Origin of the sequence: Tamilnaduibacter salinus (assembly GCF_003096655.1) — a bacterium.
In the GTDB taxonomy this organism is placed as follows: domain Bacteria; phylum Pseudomonadota; class Gammaproteobacteria; order Pseudomonadales; family Oleiphilaceae; genus Tamilnaduibacter; species Tamilnaduibacter salinus.
Genome location: NZ_QEKQ01000007.1, coordinates 214,731 through 231,151 on the forward strand (window position 1 = coordinate 214,731; position 16,421 = coordinate 231,151).

15 protein-coding genes are annotated in these 16,421 nt (G+C 60.7%); 13 read left to right on the forward strand and 2 right to left on the reverse strand.

Features of this window, described 5'->3' with window-relative positions; all coding sequences use genetic code 11:
* Positions 1 to 16 precede the first annotated feature (16 nt).
* From C8D92_RS11990 to rdgC, 12 genes are all read left to right on the forward strand, one after another.
* On the forward strand, positions 17 to 2,851 hold the full coding sequence (locus tag C8D92_RS11990; protein ID WP_243402437.1) for an insulinase family protein: 2,835 nt from the start codon (positions 17 to 19) through the stop codon (positions 2,849 to 2,851).
* 105 nt (positions 2,852 to 2,956) lie between these two features.
* A complete protein-coding gene (gene mtnA / locus C8D92_RS11995; RefSeq protein ID WP_116919477.1) occupies positions 2,957 to 3,988 on the forward strand; it encodes an S-methyl-5-thioribose-1-phosphate isomerase in 1,032 nt (343 codons plus the stop codon).
* On the forward strand, positions 3,961 to 5,304 hold the full coding sequence (locus C8D92_RS12000; protein WP_116919478.1) for a TRZ/ATZ family hydrolase: 1,344 nt from the start codon (positions 3,961 to 3,963) through the stop codon (positions 5,302 to 5,304). The genes mtnA and C8D92_RS12000 overlap by 28 nt, the downstream gene beginning before the upstream one ends.
* A gap of 11 nt (positions 5,305 to 5,315) precedes the next feature.
* Positions 5,316 to 6,044, forward strand: a complete 729-nt coding sequence (ubiG, locus tag C8D92_RS12005; RefSeq protein WP_116919479.1) for a bifunctional 2-polyprenyl-6-hydroxyphenol methylase/3-demethylubiquinol 3-O-methyltransferase UbiG — start codon at positions 5,316 to 5,318, stop codon at positions 6,042 to 6,044.
* Positions 6,041 to 6,703: an HAD-IA family hydrolase gene (locus C8D92_RS12010; RefSeq protein ID WP_116919480.1), complete on the forward strand. Its 663-nt coding sequence runs from the start codon at positions 6,041 to 6,043 to the stop codon at positions 6,701 to 6,703. Before ubiG ends, C8D92_RS12010 begins: the two co-directional genes overlap by 4 nt.
* 231 nt (positions 6,704 to 6,934) lie before the next feature.
* The gene (locus C8D92_RS12015; RefSeq protein ID WP_095609485.1) at positions 6,935 to 7,687 is read left to right on the forward strand and encodes a YciK family oxidoreductase; all 753 of its coding nucleotides are present in this window, start codon (positions 6,935 to 6,937) and stop codon (positions 7,685 to 7,687) included.
* A 244-nt stretch (positions 7,688 to 7,931) separates the two neighbouring features.
* On the forward strand, positions 7,932 to 8,177 hold the full coding sequence (locus tag C8D92_RS12020) for a glutaredoxin family protein (protein ID WP_095610312.1): 246 nt from the start codon (positions 7,932 to 7,934) through the stop codon (positions 8,175 to 8,177).
* Positions 8,178 to 8,504: 327 nt separating this feature from the next.
* Complete coding sequence (locus C8D92_RS12025; protein ID WP_207775168.1) at positions 8,505 to 8,753, forward strand: type II toxin-antitoxin system Phd/YefM family antitoxin; 249 nt, start codon at positions 8,505 to 8,507, stop codon at positions 8,751 to 8,753.
* A complete protein-coding gene (locus C8D92_RS12030) occupies positions 8,747 to 9,124 on the forward strand; it encodes a type II toxin-antitoxin system VapC family toxin (protein WP_095610314.1) in 378 nt (125 codons plus the stop codon). The genes C8D92_RS12025 and C8D92_RS12030 overlap by 7 nt, the downstream gene beginning before the upstream one ends.
* Before the next feature lie 105 nt (positions 9,125 to 9,229).
* Complete coding sequence (yaaA, locus tag C8D92_RS12035; RefSeq protein WP_116919481.1) at positions 9,230 to 10,006, forward strand: peroxide stress protein YaaA; 777 nt, start codon at positions 9,230 to 9,232, stop codon at positions 10,004 to 10,006.
* A gap of 12 nt (positions 10,007 to 10,018) precedes the next feature.
* On the forward strand, positions 10,019 to 10,222 hold the full coding sequence (locus C8D92_RS12040; protein ID WP_095610316.1) for a DUF2788 domain-containing protein: 204 nt from the start codon (positions 10,019 to 10,021) through the stop codon (positions 10,220 to 10,222).
* Positions 10,223 to 10,493: 271 nt separating this feature from the next.
* Positions 10,494 to 11,423, forward strand: coding sequence for a recombination-associated protein RdgC (gene rdgC / locus C8D92_RS12045; protein ID WP_116919482.1), 930 nt, complete (start codon positions 10,494 to 10,496; stop codon positions 11,421 to 11,423).
* Positions 11,424 to 11,640: 217 nt separating this feature from the next.
* Here the strand turns inward: rdgC and C8D92_RS12050 are convergent, their stop codons facing one another.
* Positions 11,641 to 14,373 (reverse strand): bifunctional acetate--CoA ligase family protein/GNAT family N-acetyltransferase, encoded by a 2,733-nt coding sequence (locus C8D92_RS12050; protein ID WP_116919483.1) that lies wholly within the window; start codon positions 14,371 to 14,373, stop codon positions 11,641 to 11,643.
* A 321-nt stretch (positions 14,374 to 14,694) separates the two neighbouring features.
* On the opposite strand from C8D92_RS12050, the gene C8D92_RS12055 reads away from it, so the two are divergent.
* The gene (locus tag C8D92_RS12055; protein WP_116919484.1) at positions 14,695 to 15,621 is read left to right on the forward strand and encodes a histone deacetylase family protein; all 927 of its coding nucleotides are present in this window, start codon (positions 14,695 to 14,697) and stop codon (positions 15,619 to 15,621) included.
* 18 nt (positions 15,622 to 15,639) lie between these two features.
* Here the strand turns inward: C8D92_RS12055 and C8D92_RS12060 are convergent, their stop codons facing one another.
* Complete coding sequence (locus C8D92_RS12060) at positions 15,640 to 16,383, reverse strand: substrate-binding periplasmic protein (RefSeq protein WP_116919485.1); 744 nt, start codon at positions 16,381 to 16,383, stop codon at positions 15,640 to 15,642.
* Positions 16,384 to 16,421 lie beyond the last annotated feature (38 nt).

Sequence of the window (16,421 nt, forward strand, 5' to 3'; positions counted from 1 at the left end):
CAACAAGGAGCCGTTCGTGCTGCGAGATCCCTCTCTTAGATTCCGGTTGTTCCCGCTGGTCGCAGTGCTTTGCCTTGGGCTTGCGATCTCCCAGGCCGTGGGCGCAACCACACCGATCAAGAGCCCCAACGATGACAACCGCTATCGGGCCCTGACCCTCGAAAACGGGCTTGACGTGTTGCTGATCTCCGACCCGGATACCGACAAGGCGGCGGCCGCCCTGGACATCGAGGTCGGCAGCGGTGATGACCCCGTCGATCGGGCCGGGCTCGCCCATTTTCTGGAACACATGCTCTTTCTCGGGACCGAGAAGTACCCGGACCCCGGCGAATACCAGCAGTTCATCAGCAGTCACGGCGGCAGTCACAATGCCTTCACGGCGTTTCAGGACACCAACTACTTCTTCGATATCCAGCCCGACTCTCTGGAACCGGCGCTCGACCGGTTTGCTCAGCAGTTCACGGCCCCTCTGTTCAACAACGACCTTGTCGAGCGGGAGAAAAAGGCCGTTCATTCCGAGTATTCCTCCGGACTCAAAAGCGATTCGCGGCGGTTCCAATCCGCCCGCAAAGCCGTGACCAATCCGGCACACGCTTTCAGCCAATTTGCCGTTGGCAATAAAAAGACGCTGGTCAGCAACGAAGAGACCAACCTCCGTGATGAGCTGATCGAGTTCTGGGAGAACCATTATTCGGCCAACCTGATGACGCTTGTCGTCTACGGTCAGCAGTCTCTTGACGAACTCGCCGCCATGGTCAGGCCGCGATTCTCGACGATTAAAAACCGGGAGCTCACCAAGGCCCGCCACGACGCACCGCTATTTGAGCCGGGCACATTGCCGGCGGAACTGACAGTTCAGGCGGAGAAGGAAGTACGCCGGCTCACACTGGCGTTTCCCATGCCGTCGCTGGAAGCCGAGTACGCTGACAAGCCGGCCAGCTATATTGCCAACCTACTGGGCCACGAAGGCCCCGGAAGCCTGTTGAACGTGCTCCGTGAGGCGAACCTCGCGGAGAGCCTGTCGGCAGGGCTCGGGCAGGATCTGGGGGCGGAAACCACCTTTGAGATCACCATCGGTTTGACGCCCCAGGGCGTTCAGAGGCGCCAGCGCATCGTGGACCTCACCTTTGATGCCATCCGCCAGATTCGTCAGAGCGGGATTCAGGAGCGCTACTTCCGCGAACTGAAACAGCTCAATGAGATCAGCTTCCGGTTCCGGGACAAGCCGGACCCTCGACAGCAGGTCACCCACCTGGCCATGCGGCTTCACGACGTGGCTGCGGAGGACGTCCTTCAGGCACCGTGGATGCAGGAGCAGTACACGCCGGAAAAATACCGCCATGTACTCAGTCACCTCACACCGGACAACATCCTCATTGCGGTCCTCAGCCCCACAGCGTTGCCGGATGATACAACGACAACCCAGTGGTATCGCACGCCCTATCAATTCACGACACTCGAGCCCGGCGATGTGACGGGGCAAGCCAGCCAGGCACTGGCCAGTCAACTGGCTTTACCCGCGCCCAATCCATTTATTCCGGAGGATCTGTCCCTGGTCGATGGCGCCACGATGGACCATCCCGAGCCCCTGACGACGGACGGCCCCACGACCCTCTGGTATGCCCGTGACACCAGTTTCGACGTGCCCCGGGCCAGCGTCTACCTCAGCCTGCGTTCGCCACTGGTGCGGAACACGGCACGCAATGCCGTGCTCACCGATCTGCTGGTTGAAAACATTCAGGACCGGATCAACGCCTACGCCTACCCTGCACGACTGGCCGGGCTCGACTATTCCGTCTACAGCCATCTCCGCGGTATCACCATCCGTGTGGGAGGCTACAACGACAAACTGCATGTTCTGTTGCGTCGCATTCTCAGCAACCTCGCTTCACCCTCTGTCCAAAAGGACCGATTCGAGGTAAACCGAAAGGCGCTGATCGACAGCCTCAGGAACCAGCGACGGCAAAAGCCCGTGCAGCAGGCCTCCCGGGCCATGCAGGAAGCCCTGATTGATGGTGTCTGGTCCATCCAGTCCCGCCTGGAGGCCGCCCAATCGCTGACGGCCGACGACCTTCGCTCCTATGCCAGCGAGTATCTCAGACGCCTGGACCCGGTCATGCTCGCCCATGGCAACATCAGCAAGGCAGCCGCCCTCAACCTTCACGGCCAGGCCCGGGCCCTTCTACTCGGGGACAGCGAACGGGTTGATGTCCCCAGGGGCGGTATCCATGCGTTGCCGAAGGGGCTCAGCAACGTGTCACTGAACGTCGGGCACCCGGATGTTGGCTATGCGCTATATCTGCAGGGACAGTCGACGGCCTATCCAGTGCGTGCACGATACCGCGTCCTGGCCCAGATGGTGGGGAGCCCGTTCTACCAGAGCCTCAGAACGGACCAGCAGCTCGGCTACATTGTGTCGGCATCGTCCTGGGAGATCCTCGAGACGCCGGGACTGGGTATGCTCATCCAGTCGCCGTCAGCAACGCCTGAAGCGATAGATCAGGCGGTCAACGAATTCCTCAGCGACTTCACGTCCACTCTGGTGGGTTTCTCGGAAAAGGACGTGAGCCGGGAAAAGAATGCGGTGATCAGTCGGCTCAGGGAAAAAGACCGTCAGCTCTCTGAACGGTCCGAACGATACTGGCGTGAGATCGACCGGGGCGAAACCGGCTTCGATAGTCGTGAGCAACTGATCGACGCGGTCCGCTCGGTGGAGAAGTCCGAACTGCTGTCGGCCTGGAAAGAGACCATTCAGCCGCGCAAGCGCGCTCTTCGCGTCAAGGCGGCCAAAACACTGGAGACCGACCGATCCGTGATTGAGGCGTTGCAGGATGCGCCGTTTGTGTATTGAAGGACGCGAGAGGTTTTGATGCCTTCACCGTCGCCGAACATTGCTTTTGCCAAACCCTCTTCGTGTTCGGCTACACTGGCCCTGACCAACACGGCGTAACACCCTATGACTGGAAACCAGGAACCATCGACGACCGCCCTGCTCTGGCACGGGGACCATCTGGCGCTGCTGGATCAGCGCCTGCTGCCGGAGCGGGAGGTCTGGCTGACCTATACGGATGCCGACGGCGTTGCCAGCGCCATTCGCGACATGGTGGTGCGCGGAGCCCCGGCGATTGGTATCTGCGCCGCCTACGGGCTGGTTCTGGCAGCGCGCCAGGCCGCACGGTACAATGACTGGCGCGGGATGACCCAGGACGCCGCCCGCACGCTCGCCGAGGCCCGTCCAACCGCGGTCAACCTGTCCTGGGCCCTGCAACGCCTCCAGTCCGTTCTCAACGACGCGGATGACGCCCGCGAGGCCATTCGTCGGCTGGACCTCGAAGCCCGTGCCATCCACGACGAGGACGTCGCCGCCAATCACCGCATGGCCGAGCATGCCCTGAGCATCATGGATCACGGGCCGTTCGCGGTACTGACCCACTGCAACACCGGCTCTCTTGCCACAGGTGGTTATGGCACAGCGCTCGGGGTGATCCGCCACCTCTGGCACCAGGGCAGGCTGACGCGGGTCTACGCCGACGAAACCCGGCCCTGGCTTCAGGGCAGCCGACTCACCGCCTGGGAACTTCAGCAGGAAGGCATTCCTGTCACCCTGAACACGGACGGGGCCGCTGCGCAGATTCTTCGGCGTGGCGACGTCCGCTGGGTCATCGTGGGCGCCGATCGCATTACCGCCAATGGTGACGTCGCCAACAAGATCGGCACCTACGGGCTCGCGGTTCTGGCCCGCCATCACGGCGTACGCGTCATGGTCGTGGCGCCTTCCAGCACCGTGGACCGCTCCCTGTCATCCGGCGACGACATCCCTATTGAAGAACGAGGGGCGGACGAACTACGTATGATCCAGGGACTGCCCATCGCCCCCGATGGCATCAGCGTTTACAATCCGGTTTTTGACGTTACACCGGCCGACCTGGTGGACGTGATTGTCACCGAACAGGGAGTCACATGGCTGCAGACACCATCATCGCTGTAGACACCCGCATCAACGCACGCTGGGTCATTCCCGTTGTGCCGGAACACCAGGTTCTGGAGCACCACGCCCTGCTGATTCTCGGCGACCGGATCGAAGCCATCGTGCCCCAGTCCGAGGCCGACCGTCATTACCGCGCGCGTGAAACACTGAATCTGGGCGACCATGTCCTGCTGCCCGGACTAGTGAATGCTCACGGCCATGCCGCCATGTCCCTGTTCCGCGGACTGGCCGACGACCTGCCGCTGATGACCTGGCTACAGGAACACATCTGGCCTGCCGAAGGCGCGTTCATTTCTGCGGATTTCATCGGTGATGGCACGACGCTCGCCATGGCGGAAATGCTGCGCACCGGCACGACCTGCTTCTCCGATATGTACTTCTTCCCGGAAGTGGTAGCGGAAAGCGCCCGGGACACGGGCATGCGCGCCCAGGTGTGTGTTCCAGTCATCGATTTTCCGACGCCCTGGGGCAGTGGCCCGGAGGAATACCTTCGCAAAGGCGATGATCTGATCCGTCGGTGGCCGGATGACGACTACATTCGAGTGGCCCTCGGCCCCCACGCGCCCTACACCGTATCGGACGGTCCGCTTCAGGACATCGCGCGTCTGTCCGAATCCCGGAATGTGCCCGTACAGGTCCACCTTCACGAGACGGCTGGCGAGATCCGTGACGCCCTCGAGCAAACCGGCGTCCGGCCCTCCGAGCGACTGGCGAGCTTCGGCCTGCTGACCGACACCACCCAGTGCGTCCACATGACACAGGTGGATAAGACGGACCTCGCCCTGCTGGAGCGTACCGGCGCCCACGTCATCCACTGCCCGGAATCCAACCTGAAACTGGCGTCCGGGTTCTGCCCGGTCCATCAACTCCAGTCGCAGGACATCAACGTCGCTATCGGCACCGACGGCGCCGCCAGCAATAACGACCACGACCTGTTTGGCGAACTGAGCTCAGCGGCCATGCTGGCCAAAGCGGTCTCCGGCAATGCCGCTGCCCTGTCGGCCCATCAGGCGCTCGCCATGGGCACCATCAATGGCGCACGGGCACTGGGTCGGGATCACGAGATTGGCTCCCTGGAAGTCGGCAAACAGGCTGACGTGATTGCCGTCGACCTGGGCGATCCCTTCGCCCAGCCGGTGTACGATCCAGCCTCGCACCTGATCTACAGCCTGCACGCACGACAGCTCAGTCACAGCTGGATCGGCGGCATTCCCCAGGTTCAGGATGGCCGCCTGACCCGAATCGACATGAACGACCTGATGCTCCGGGTCCGGGACTGGTCCGACCGGATTCGTCAGCACCGGAACAACACCTGAACGGAACCGCCATGACCACCCAGAACGTCGATCCACAGGAAATTGCCAAGTTCGAGGCACTCGCCAGTCGCTGGTGGGACCCGGAAGGCGAGTTCAAGCCACTCCACGACATCAACCCGTTACGACTCAACTACATCGACGGTCGCGCGGGGCTGCCCGGAAAACGAGCGGTCGATGTCGGATGTGGCGGCGGTCTGCTGTCCGAAGGCATGGCGCAACGGGGCGCACAGGTCACCGGTATCGACATGGGCGAGGCGCCCCTTTCCGTGGCCCGGCTGCATGGTCTGGAATCCGGCGTTCAGGTGGACTACCGCCAGACAACGGTGGAAGAACTCGCTGACGACCCGGATCATGCCGGCCAGTACGACGTAGTGACCTGCCTGGAAATGCTTGAACACGTGCCGGAACCCGGGTCGGTTCTGCAGTCCTGCGCGCGGCTTCTGAAACCCGGCGGCCACCTGTTCGTCTCCACCATCAACCGCAATCCAAAATCGTTTCTGTTTGCGATTGTCGGCGCCGAGTATGTGATGAACATGCTGCCGCGCGGAACCCACGAGTGGCGCCGGTTCATCCGCCCGTCCGAGATGTCCGCGTATCTCCGCCAGGCCGGACTCGACGTTCAGGACCTGACGGGCATGACCTACAATCCGATCACACGGCACTACAAACTGGGGCGGGATGTGGACGTGAACTACCTGATGCACGCCACGGTGGCTGACCATGGGGAGGCGTCGGGTTGAGTCGCCCCAGCGTTGCTCTGTTTGATCTGGATGGCACACTGATTGACACGGCACCGGACTTCATCCGATGCCTCAATATGATCCGTGCGCGCTACAACCTTCCAAGCCTGCCACATCAGCGGATACGGCGGCATGTGTCCGATGGCGCCAAAGCGATGATCCGCGTCGGTTTTGACCTGTTGCCGGAGGACGACGACTATTTCGACCGACACGCGGAGTTCCTCGATCTCTACGAATCGGAAATCGCCGTTGAAACCCGGCTGTTTCCAGGAATGGACAAGGTGCTCCAGTGGCTGGAAGTCCAGGGCGTCCCCTGGGGCATCGTCACCAACAAGCCACGACGCTTCACGGTGCCACTGCTGGCCGCACTGGATCTGGCCGAACGCTGCGATGCCGTGGTCTGCCCGGACGATGTAGACTACCGCAAACCGCACCCGGAACCACTCCTGCTCGGCGCCCACCTGGCCAAGGCCAATCCCGAAGGCGGTGTCTACGTCGGAGACCATCAACGGGACATTGAATCGGGCCGACGCGCCGGCATGACCACCATCGCCGCCCGCTACGGCTACATCGCCGAACCGGCCGATGTGCCCTCATGGGAAGCCGACGTGACGATTGATTCGGCGCGTGAGCTGTTGGCATGGTTGGAACAGGGTTAACTATTTCGCCGCGGAAACCACGGAAAAAGAACGGTTTTAAGGTTTTAAAGTCTGGAAGTTTTAAGGCGGGCAAATGCCCGAGGCTCAGGCAACGAGAACTTTAAAACCTTCTGACTTTAAAACTTTCAAACCTCTTGGTTTCGCCCGAAGGGCGTTTCCGCGCCCTTCCGCGCTTTCCGCGGCGAAACGTAAAATCACGAATCGTTTAACACCACACCGAGGACCAACGTCATGCATGACTACCAGGCCCCCGCCGACCTTCTCAGAGACCGCATTATCCTGGTGACCGGCGCGGGTGACGGGATTGGCCGGTGCGCGGCGAAAACCTACGCGGCGCATGGGGCGACGGTGATCCTGCTGGGGCGGACGGTGAGCAAGCTCGAGAGCGTCTACGATGAGATTGAAGCCGCCGGGCACCCACAACCGGCGATCGTGCCGATGAACCTGGATGGCGCCGCGGTCAAGGAATACGAAGACCTGGCGATGCAGGTGGAGGAATCGTTCGGTCGGCTGGATGGTCTGCTGCACAACGCCAGCATGCTGGGTGACCGGACGCCGGTTGAGCTGTATGACCCGGAGACGTGGAACCATGTCATGCACGTCAACGCCAATGCCCCCTTCCTGCTCACGCGTGCCCTGATCCCTGCCCTGCGCAAGTCCGGCACGGCCTCCGTGATTTTCACCAGCTCGAGCGTCGGGCGCAAAGCCAGGGCCTACTGGGGCGCCTATGCCGTCTCGAAGTTCGCCACCGAAGGGCTCAGCCAGTTACTGGCCGACGAACTGGACGACGAGCGCAACAACATCCGCGTCAACACACTGAACCCGGGCGCCACACGCACCAACATGCGCGCCCACGCCTACCCGGCGGAGGACCCCCAATCCGTGACGGCGCCGGAAGACATCATGCCGCTGTACCTGTACCTGATGGGGAAAGACAGCGAAGGACAGACCGGCCAGCAGTTCGACGCGCAACCGAAGAAATAACCGATTCGCCGCGGAAACCGCGGAAGGACGCGGAAATGGTGATTGGCCACGGAAAGACACAGAAAGCACGGAAACGCCCTTCGGGCAAAAAAAGCAGGAAGTGACAGGTCACAAGTCAAAAGTGTGCACTGCCCCCGAAAGGCGCTTCCGCGTTCTTCAGCGGATTCCGCGGCAAAGCCATTTCAGTGTCTTTCCGTGGTTTCCGTGGCTACAAATCGCTTTAAACACTCCCAGAGACTGAACCATGGCCGATCCCCAATTCCTGTTCTACACCACCACTCACTGCCACCTCTGTGAGCTGGCAGAGAATCTGATGATGCAGACGCCGATGGACCCGCCGGTGCCGGTCGACGCCGTCGATATCGCGCAGGATGCCCGTCTGGTGGAGACGTATGGTGAGCGGATTCCCGTTCTGCGCCGACTGGATACCGATGAGGAGCTGGACTGGCCGTTCACGCAGGAGCAATTGTTGCAGTTCATCGGACGGTAGATAGGACGGTTTTAAGGTCTGAGCGTTTTAAAGCGGTTGGAATCCGTACCTGTCGCCGATGTCTCCGACTCTTAGCAGGCTGCCGACCCTCCGAAGGCCGCTCAACCCATGCAGGAAAGCGACTGATTGAGGCGCTTACCGCTCGGCCGGTCGCGAGCAAGCTCGCTCCGACATTGACCCATGCCAAGTGACTGTCGTAGATCTATCCGGTCGCCCTGACGGGCGACTCCGAAGTCGGAGACATCGGCTACAAAGCCATCATGCATACATTGGTTAACAACGCACCGGCTCTCAGGTTACACTTTTCCGTGTAACTTAAAGGACTCAATGATGGAAGCAACCACCAAAGACCTACGCCTGCACACCCGGGAACTGCTGGCGGCCACTCACCGGGGTGAGGAGATCGTCATCACTCTTCGTGGAAAACCCACAGCCCGGCTGGTGCCGCTGACAACTCAAACGGAATCAGAACCGAAGAAGAGAAATCCTGGCTTCGGGATGTGGTCTGACGACCTGAAAACCGTGGATGATCAGGTGCGCGCACTCAGAAAGGGAAGGCAATTTGACGAATGCTAGTCGACACGGATGTTCTGATCTGGAGTTTCCGGGGGAACGAGCCAGCAGCAGACCGGCTGGACAGTGAACCCGGGTTTGCCATCTCCGCAGTAACATACATGGAACTGCTACAGGGAGCGAAAAACCAGCGGGAAAGCCAGTTGATTCGCCGTACCCTGCGCTTCTGGAATGCACACATCGAAACAATGGACACCGGCATTTCCAACCGGGCCATGTTTCTGGTCGAGCGCTATGCGCTGAGTCATAGCATGGCACTCGCCGATGCCTTGATCGCTTCCACCGCCATTTCCACGGGTGACGCTCTTCTGACAGCCAACGACAGGCATTATCGCTTCATCGACGGGCTCGACATTGAGGTATTTCGACCGTAAGGCAGGAAGTTGCGACTTGCGACTTAATAGTTCTTTATTATTGAAAAACAGAAACCCCAACCGTAAAATCTATCGCAACTCAATCAGACGCTCCGAGGTGCTGACATGCTGATGGTCGTTTCCCCCGCCAAAAATCTGGACTACGAGAGCCCGCTTCCCACATCGGCCTATTCCCAGCCGGCGTTTCTGGAAGACGCGCGGGAGCTGATCGATCAACTCAAGGGGCTGGAACCTCACCAAGTCAGCAATCTGATGGGCATCAGCGATAAGCTTGGGCAACTCAACGCCCAGCGCTATCAGGAGTGGCACACGCCCTTTACACCGGACAACGCCCGTCCTGCCGCGCTGGCGTTCAATGGAGATGTCTACACCGGGCTGAATGCGTCGTCGTTCACAGACGACGATTTTGAGTTTGCACAGGAGCATCTCTACATCCTGTCCGGTCTTTACGGTGTGCTGCGCCCGCTGGACCTGATGCAACCCTACCGGCTCGAAATGGGCACGAAATTCGAGAACAGGCGCGGGAAGGACCTCTATGCCTTCTGGGGCGAGCGGATTACCCAGGCCCTGAACGAGAAGCTGGACGGCGACGACGATGTACTGGTGAATCTGGCTTCCAATGAGTACTTCAAGAGCATCCAGAAGAAAGCGCTCAAGGGGCGAGTGATCACCCCGCAATTCAAGGATTGGAAGAACGGCCAGTACAAGATGATCAGCTTTTACGCCAAGAAAGCCCGGGGGCTGATGGCCGCCTACGCCATTCGAAACCGCATCACCAACGCGGAAGATCTCAAGCACTTCGATGTGGCCGGTTATTACTTCAGCCCGGAGCATTCGAAAGGAGACCAATGGGTCTTCCTGCGTGACGAGAAACCGGCTTGAGGACACCAACCTGTGAGTGAAGCGCTTTTCTCCAAGATCGCCCTCGTCGTTCTGCTCACCGCACTGATCGGCTACATGGGGTTCATCGTCTGGGACCTGGCAAAGAAGTCACAGGCCGGTCGATTTGGTACGATTGCCCTCTTCATCGTTCTCGGCGCCGGCGTCGTCGGATTCGTGATCAAGACCATTCTGGTTGAGGTGATCGGGATCGGGTGACGTCATCCGGCACGCGGAGCGGTTGTTGTTATTCGCCACGGAAAGACACAGAAAGCACGGAAACGCCCTTCGGGCGAAACCGAGAGGTTTGAAAGCGAGTAGGTTGGGCTGACGCAGGAAGCCCAACAGGTCGGAAGGCGGGTTAATCGCTTGTTGGGCTTCCTCCGTCAGCCCAACCTACGGGGCTCTCTCTTTTCCGTGCTTTTCGTGTCTTTCCGTGGCTAAAACAACGCTTTTCACCGATTTTCATTTAGAAGGACCCTTTCCCCCCATGTGGTTCAAGAACGCGCGTTTGTTTCGTTTTACCAAACCTTTCGACATTGACCCGGAAGAGCTCGAGCAGAAGCTCGAAGCGGCGGCTTTCAAGCCCTGTGGACCACAGGAAGCATTCCGCCAGGGCTGGGTGTCACCCTTGGGCCGCAAAGGGCAGCAGCGCGTACACAGCGCCGGGGGCTACCATCTGATCGCCCTGCGTCGTGAAGAGCGGGTGCTTCCCGCGACTGTGGTCCGCGAAGCCGTGGACGAGCAGGTTGAGCAGATTGAGACTGAACAGGTCCGGAAAGTGGCCCGCAAGGAAAAACAGGAACTCAAGGATCAGCTGACCCAGGAGTTGCTCCCCCGCGCCTTCACAAAATCCCGCCGGACCTTTGCCTACCTGGCGCCAAAAGACGGGTTTCTGATTGTCGACGCCAGCTCGGACAAGCAGGCCGAAGAGCTGGCCAGCGAACTGCGCCGGGCGATCGGCTCACTGCCTGTGCGCCCTCCGGCGGTCGAGCAAGCGCCGGCGTTCACCTTCTCCGGATGGCTGAACGAATCCATCGATCTGCCCGGCGCGTTCTCCCTGGGGACGGAATGTGAACTCAAGGATACCAGCGAGGAAGGCGGCGTCGTACGCTGCAAGGGGCTGGATCTGCGCGGCGACGAGATCCGGAATCACCTGGAGGCCGGCATGCAGGTCACGAAGCTGGCTCTGGGCTGGGAAGACGCTCTGACCTTCGTGCTGGACGAAGACCTGGCGCTGAAGCGGCTCAAATTCGGCGACACGCTTCAGGAGAAGCTGGACGACATCGACACCGATGACGATCACGCGCGGTTCGATGCGGCGTTCAACCTGATGACCCTGGAACTGGCGCGACTTATCCCGACGCTGCTGGAAGCGATGGGGGGCGAAGACCGGTCCGCGATTGTGGACGCGGCGTAAGGCGGTTCGCCGCGGAAACCGCGGAAGGACGCGGAATCAAAAAAGAAAAGAAACTGAGTGATTGCCACGGAAGAACACGGAAAGCACTGAAAGCGCCCTGCGGGCGCGGAAGAAGACAGAAAAATCGACAAAACGAGTGGGTGACAAAAAGAGCCTCCGCTTTTTGATGGTTCTTCTTTTCAGTTTTCCGTGTCCTTCCGTGGATTCCACGGCGAACCTACTCCAACCGCTCCCGCTGCCAGTCGGTCTCCGGTTCGTTCAGCGCCAGCCGCAGGTCCATGACCTCTTCCTCGACGTTAAAGCGGATCTCGAAGCCCAGTTCACGGGCAAGATCGAGCATGGGGCGGTTGTCGGGGAGGACGTCGCCCACCATTTCCACCGTCCCCCGGGCCCGGCAGTAGTCGATCATCTTGCGCATCAGCGTGTAGCCGAGCCCCTCACCCTTCAGATCATCCCGAACCATGACCGCGAACTCACACTGGAGGTTGTCAGCGTCGGTCCAGGTCCGCACAGTACCAAGGGTTTCTTCGCCGGTGCCGTCTTCTTTCTCGGCGTTGGCGATGAAGACCATCTCCCGGTCATAGTCGATCTGGACCATCTGGGCAACGTCCTCGTGGGAGAAGTGCTTGCGGAACTGGAAGAACCGGTAACGGATGGATTCCGGTGACTGGCGCTCATGGAAATCCAGGTGGCTCGGCTCATCTTCGGCCAGCACCGGTCGGACGATCACCCGACGCCCGGAACGGGGCAGCACGACCCACTCCTCCAGCTCACGGGGATACGGCTGGATAATGGGTTTTGCCGGCTCAGCCGCCAGGTCAATCGCAACGTCCACCGCCACGGCATGATCGATATCAAACAGCAGTGGCTGAACCTCAATGCCGCGAATCCGCGGGATGTCGATCACGATCTGTGACAGGGTCACCAGCGTTTCACAGATCGCGCGCGTGTGCTCTTCGGGCGACTCGCTGTACTCCCTGAGCAGGCGATACATGTAGGTCCGCTGAAGGAGCTCACGGGCGAGCACCATGTTGAGCGGTGGCAACGCGATCTGACGGTCGCTCATCACGTTGACACTGGCCCCGGCCGCTCCACAGACCACCAGCGGCCCGAACACCGGATCCCGCGTGATCCCGACGCTGAACTCAATGCCTTCGACATGACTATGGCTGCGCTGGATCGCAAAGCCGAGAAAGCCACTCTGTGGGTAGTTCTCCCGGTAATCGGCCATGAGTTCGTCGCACGCCTCAATGATCGCACCCTCTCCATTGACGGCCTCAACCGTGCTCTTATAGCGGCCGAGGCCACTGCGCCCCTCCAGGAACGGGTGGCAGGCGTGCTCATGAATGAGCGTAATGTTGATGGGGCTGCGCTCGACAGCGTACGCCTCCACCACCTCATCGACGTCGTCGCAGTAGACGGTATGGACGGACTGGATGTCGTAGTCCTCGATCACCGCCCTCGCTTCACTGTTGGACAGGTGGTTGCGCCCTTCCCGGTCAGCGAGAGCCACAATGGCACGGGCGTCCGCACGGTCTTCGAAATGATCCAGAAACGATTCCGGCGTCTCCCGAAGCAGGCGTTGCACCCGCTGATGATGCACATGCTGCATGAACGCCTTGACCGCTTTTTCCGGGGAGAAAAACGATGGAATGCTCGCCTCGTAGAACGCCTCCCGGGCGTCGAGCACCGTGGCGTGCCCCAGCCAGCAGGTAAACACATTCAGCCGGGTGCCTTTGCTTGCCTGCATGACCGCATCAGCGATCTGGAGACTGTCTTCCGTCAGGCTCGGAGAGTACATGACCAGCACATTGGACACCTCCGGGTCCGCCGCCAGAATCCGGATCGCCTCGGCATACAGCGTCGGCGAGGCATCGTAGTTCAGGTCGATGGGATTCTTACGGGTCCAGTACGAGGGCAAATGCGCCGCCAAAGCCTCAATGGTGCGACCTGACAACGATGCCAGCTCGCCATCCAGCGCCTTCAGCCGGTCAACCGCGAGCACGCCGGGACCCACCCCGTTGGCCATGACAACCAACCCCTCGCGACGGACCGGACGCATCCGGGTCAGCGTCTCCAGCGCATCGAACATCTGCGATAACCCGTCGACCCGCAGCACACCGGCGCGCTTGAGAACCGCATCGTAGATCGGATCCGTCCGCGTCACTCCGGCCGGCAACGTGACAGGCATCCATTCGGACTCGGGCACCCGACCGCTTTTCACCGCAATGACGGGCTTGGTCCGGGACGCCACCCGCACGGCGGACATGAATCGCCGCGGCTGGGGGATGCTCTCCAGATGCAGCAGAATCGCCCGGCAGCGCGGATCCTGAGCGAGGTAGTCAATCAGGTCGTCGTGACCGATCCCCATACCGTCGCCAAGCGTCAGGAAATGGGAAAAACCAACCCCCCGGGCAAACGCCCAGTCGATAATGGAACTGGCCACCGAGCCGGACTGCCCGACAAACGCCACTTTGCCCGGCATCGCTCCCATGTGCGCGTAGGTCGCGTTCAGCTGGCGGGCCGGTACCATCAGGCCAATCGTGTTCGGACCAAGAATACGAATCCCCGTTTCCCGGGCGGCATCCCGCACCGAGTACATCAACGGCTGGCCCTTCTTGCTGTGAGCGCGAGAGAGGCCACCGGTCATGACGATGGCCGTGCGTACCCCCGCCTCACCCAGTTTTCGGACCGTTTTTGGCACCGTGTCCGGGGGCGTGCAGATGATGGCCAGATCCGGACGGGTCGGCATGCGGGAGACTTTCCGGACACAGGGAATGCCATGGACGTTGTCATAGTCATTCCGGTTGACCACCTGAAGCTGCCCCGGAAACCCGCCCGCCATCAGGTTTCGCAGCACCATCCCACCCAGGTTGGTCGCACGCTCCGACGCCCCGACCACAACGATCGATTCGGGATTGAACAGGCTTTCCAGATAGCGGGTGCTCACGGCACGTCTCCGTTGCCAGTATGGGAATCATGGTAGGTCAGCGCAGAGGGAATGGGAACCGCCCCTATTCGCCGCGGAAACCGCGGAAGGACACAGAAAGCACGGAAGCGCCCTGCGGGCGCGAAAGAAAGACAGAAAAAATGAGCAGGACACGCTGATTGTAAAGAGAAAGGCCGTTTTTTGGCTGCCCTCTTTTTTCAATTTCCCGTGCCCTTCCGCGGTTTCCGCGGCGAACAGGGCCCTTCCGTGGCCAACCCAAGATATCTACGACCAAAGTCACCCCCTATCCCCGCGCTGGCCCATCGCTGCTAAACTGCGGGGATGAGCACAGCATTCTTCCATCACGATGATTTCGAAAAGCACGACATGGGCGCCGGGCATCCGGAAAGCCCGGAGCGTCTGCGTGCGATTATCGCCCACCTGGCCGACCTGGGGTTGAATGAGACGCTCGACTGGGTACGGCCGGAGGAAGCGACGCGCGATCAGCTCCGGCTGGTGCATCCGGAGAGCTATCTTCATCAGCTCGATATGATGGCGCCCACGCAGGGGCGGGTGTTCACCGATCCGGATACCGCCATGACACCGCACACCCTTCGCGCCGCCCGTCTGGCGGCCGGTGCCAATGTGGAAGCCGTCGACATGGTCCTGTCCGGGCAGGCGACCAATGCGTTCGTTGCGGCGCGCCCCCCCGGGCATCATGCCGAGCGGACCCGGTCGATGGGGTTCTGCTTCTACAACAACATTGCGATCGCCGCCCGCCATGCACTGGGGTTTCACGGTCTGCAGCGAATTGCCATCGTCGATTTCGATGTCCATCAGGGCAATGGCACCGTCGATGCCGTTCAGGGGGACGAACGCATTCTCATGTGCTCGAGCTTTCAACATCCGTTCTACCCCCATTCCCACGCTGGAGCCGTTGCGGAGAATATTGTCAATGTGCCCATTTCCGCGGGCACAACCGCCGCCGACTATCGTGAGCAGGTGGAACAGCGGTGGTTGACCGCTCTGAACGACTTCCAGCCCCAGCTGGTGCTGATCTCGGCCGGATTTGACGCCCACCAGTCAGACCCTCTCGCCGAACTGTCCCTGACCGTGGACGATTACCGCTGGCTCACCAGCCTGCTGCTGCGCGTTGCCGCCGAGCATGCCGGGAACCGTCTGGTGGCGACGCTGGAAGGGGGATACGACCTTGAGGCGCTCGCCGAATGCGCCGGGGCCCATATTGAACAACTCAGTCGGGTGCGTTGAGGCCCTCGCAACGCGGCGTCATTCCGAGGCGATCGGCTGCCCATACCAGAAGGCCATGGCGTCAGACGACGACCGCTCATACGCCGTCACTCTGAAGATATCCCTCAGCCGCCCCTCACGACGCAATGTTTTCAGAGCCTCGCGCATCCGGTTTTCATACTCAGGGTGTTCTGCGTTGCGGGACATGTACAGACGCCCCGTCTGTCCATGTGAAATGACACTCAACTGGAAATCCCCCAACGCCCAGCCCGCTTTCTGCATCGTGTTGAAGAGTAACTGATCGCTGGCAAGGACGGCATCCACGCGTTCAAGATCGAGCATTTTGATACCCTGCTCCAAATCATCGACGGGGACTTTGTGAATATCGGTCGCCAGCCGGAACGGCTCACCGTAGTACGTACCTCTCGTGTAAGCCACCGACTGATTGGCCAGTCCTTCAATGGTCAGTGCCGTCTCGCGCTCCGGGCGCCCGACGAGAAAGATCCGCGTGGTGACAATGGGGCCAAGATCAACACCAATCGGATCAGCGGCGGGGTTCTGAAAAAGATAGACAAAATCGGCCTGACCAGACGCCAGTTCGCGCATCACCCGCCGGTGGGGGCGGAGTGTCACTTCAACGGAGATGCCGGATTCGGCTTCCAACGCCTTTGTCAGCGTCACGAGGGTACCTTCGATCCGGCCTTTGGCATTCTCATACCCCCATGGCCAGACCTCCGTAATGGCAAACACCGCCGCCTCAGAACCATCATTCTCAGCGGCCATTGCTGCAGGGCTGGCGCCTGCGATGAAAACCAGCAACC